The sequence below is a fragment of the Chloroflexota bacterium genome (assembly GCA_018648225.1).
Lineage (GTDB): Bacteria > Chloroflexota > Anaerolineae > Anaerolineales > UBA11858 > NIOZ-UU35.
The window spans coordinates 1-2,694 of record JABGRQ010000120.1 but is presented as its reverse complement, the minus strand read 5'-3'; the positions used below and the strand labels follow the sequence as shown (position 1 = coordinate 2,694).

At 51.5% G+C, this 2,694-nt stretch carries 4 protein-coding genes; all 4 read right to left on the bottom strand.

From position 1 onward, the window contains the following. A partial coding sequence (locus HN413_11905) for a hypothetical protein (protein MBT3391101.1) occupies positions 1–251 on the bottom strand: 251 nt, incomplete at its 3' end. Continuing rightward, the gene (locus HN413_11900) at positions 181–1,611 is read right to left on the bottom strand and encodes a hypothetical protein (protein MBT3391100.1); all 1,431 of its coding nucleotides are present in this window, start codon (positions 1,609–1,611) and stop codon (positions 181–183) included. The genes HN413_11900 and HN413_11905, both read right to left, overlap by 71 nt. After that, positions 1,592–1,903 (bottom strand): hypothetical protein, encoded by a 312-nt coding sequence (locus HN413_11895; protein MBT3391099.1) that lies wholly within the window; start codon positions 1,901–1,903, stop codon positions 1,592–1,594. The genes HN413_11900 and HN413_11895 overlap by 20 nt, the downstream gene beginning before the upstream one ends. 97 nt (positions 1,904–2,000) lie before the next feature. Beyond that, a partial coding sequence (locus HN413_11890; GenBank protein MBT3391098.1) for a DUF4956 domain-containing protein occupies positions 2,001–2,694 on the bottom strand: 694 nt, incomplete at its 5' end.

The window sequence follows — 2,694 nt, the reverse complement described above, 5'->3', positions numbered from 1 at the left end:
AAACGCAGGCTGGTATTCTCTGGAATAAAGAGCGTATAGCCTTTGGGTATAATCAAATCGCCGTTCACATGCCAGTCACCGGGGATGATGGCAAGTTGCCCATCACCCAGCAGTGTGAGAAATTCGTGCGCGGCCAGGGCTTCTTCCAGTGTGCTGGTGGGTTTGACGCCCGCGATGACGCTATCGGGCAGCTGATTCGGGTAAATTGGAATGGCATAGGATTGCGATCCGCCGTAAAGATTGGTCTGCAAGGTCAGGATTTCGCCCTCGGGGGGGGATTCCCGCGTCCAGGCGGCTGGCCGGAATGGAAAATGAAGCGGGTACTGCATAATTGGTATTACTACTCTCAAGCAGAATCTCGGCTTCGGGGGTGACGATCACCTTCGATGTGCAGCTATCGAGCAGGCACCAACCCGCCTCGATAGTTAAAACTTTGTCACCAAGAACCAACTCGCGGAGTTGGACCGGCAGCACCATCAAATTAATCAGGTCAAGCTGCAAGAAGGTTTTTCCATCCTGCTCCACAAAATGATAATAACCGCGGATGGGCTGTACCGGATTCAGGTTGCGAGCGAGTAAATCGCGGCGGATTTCCAGCGTTTCCCAGGGGAGTTGCAAGTTGGGGTCATCGGCGTATTCTTCTAACAGTAGATTGTAGTAGCCTTCCAATTCGGGGCCAATTTCTGCTCGGAGCGTTTCGAGATATTCCGGTGCAGTAATGTGCTCGAGGGTTTCGACATAGGCTTTTTGCACGCCGGGCGCATCGAAGAGCCGGGAGTTGTAAAAGGGGTAGGCCAGTTGGTTGCGTTCAAAGCTGGGATGAAAAACCAAGCCATCAAAAGCAACCGGCTCGAGCAGGCTGGTGACCGGGTTGAAGTAGAAACGGTCGTTGTGCCAGATCGTGCCGTGTCCGCCGCCCCATAAGTCGGTGATGGCGAAGTATTTGCCCCATAATTCTTCATCAAGAGCCTGATCGGCAGAAAGCAGGCCGTGTTGCAGCGAATACAACAATGCTTCGGCGGCCTGAAATTCTTCGCTGAGTATTTCGCTGTTGCCAACCCGAGTGCCGCGGAAGGGGGTAATTTCGCTGTTGGCGGGGTTGTGTACGAGCCAGAAGCGGCCCAGATCGGTATTTGTGCCCATAAAGTTGCCCCAGTCGTACCAGGGCAAATTTTCACTGAAGCGTAAAATGATGCCTTCGCGCCGCTCTTGTGATTCGAGTAAATCTTCGCTGAAGCTTTCTTCGAGGGCATAGATACCTTTATGTTCGCCATTGATGATGACATTGACAAAATGATAGCGGGTTGCCAGGATGCCTTCTCGAAAGAGAGTTTGATGGTAGCCCCAATCACTCATAAAGGTGCGGGTTTGCGGTCCTTGCAGTGATAACCGTCGCATTCCTAATACTGCACCGTCGTTTTCGGTGACATGAATACGAAACGACCATTTATCGCCTTCAAGATGATCTACCACGTCACCTTTGAGACGCAATTTAATATTCAGAGTTTGCTCGTCGTTGTAGCGCATTTTGGCGGGGACCATATCGTCATCCGATGAATACAGTACACTGATGGCGAGGGCTTCTTCGCGTTTAGCTTCGATTTGCAGCATCGCCGAAGGGAATATCCAGAAAAACAGTTGCCAGCCCGTTGGCCTGGTAAAGTTGGCGTTCATTTTCAAGCTCGGCGGCGACTTCGTTGGCGGCTTCAGTGAGAATTTCGGGGGTTTCGGGCCGCCAGGTGCCGCGCAGAAATGATGTGATGCGTTCTGCGTATCCGGCGCGGTAAAACAACATTCCGCCCAGAAAGGCGATGATGATTACAATCAACATTCCCCCGTATAGCCCGTATGAGTTGAAGAACGTTTTCAGGCTCTTGCGTGTTTTTTTGTATTTGATTTTCATAATTGAACTTGGAGCGTCTGGGAGTAGAAAGGCTGCAAAAAGGATATACGCGGGTTGCTACGTACCCTATATATCTTTTTTGCGGAATTCTTCAGCATTATCCGCCCAGCAGGTTATTCTGCTCCACAACGCTGATCGTAGCATGAGCGTATTTTTCGTGAATGCGGTTAGAAATACGGGCAATGGCATCGGCCTTGCGCGCGCTGAAATAGAAGACCAGGCGCATTTCATTGGCGGTAGTATCGAAGCGGCGCAGGTCAATGCTTTTGAGTTCTTCGCCAAGTAATTCATTAATATAGGCAAACGTGGTCTCATCGCTACCTGATTCCAGAGGCAGAGCGATATTGAGATACAGACTGTTGCGCGTCGAGAGCTTGAAGCCTTTGTTGATAAGTTTGCGCAGCAAGAGATAGCTCATCATCACGGCGAACGCCGCCAGTGTTGGGATGCGCTGATCGGCGCCGAGTCCTAGCCCGATGGCGATCGCGAAGAACAGGAAGATCAACTCCTCGGGGTCTTTGATTGCCGTGCGGAAGCGCACAATCGAGAGCGCGCCGACCAACCCCAGTGATAGCGCCAGCGACGATTTCACCACCGAGATAACTAGCAGCGTAATCATGGAAAGCAGCGGCAAAATAGGGGCAAACTTCGAGCGGTTGGTCAGCGAATCGCCGAGTTTGGCGTAGTAGATTGCCAGCAGAACAGACAAGCCCAAACCCAGCAAAAGATTGAAGAGCAAGGTTGGGATGGAAAGCGGGGCGGGATCGGTGAAATTCATATAATTACTCCAG

Bases quoted from the DNA above. Each gene is read 5' to 3' on its own strand.
- HN413_11895 (MBT3391099.1), bottom strand. From the start codon at position 1,903: ATGAAAATCAAATACAAAAAAACACGCAAGAGCCTGAAAACGTTCTTC.
- HN413_11900 (MBT3391100.1), bottom strand. From the start codon at position 1,611: ATGCTGCAAATCGAAGCTAAACGCGAAGAAGCCCTCGCCATCAGTGTA.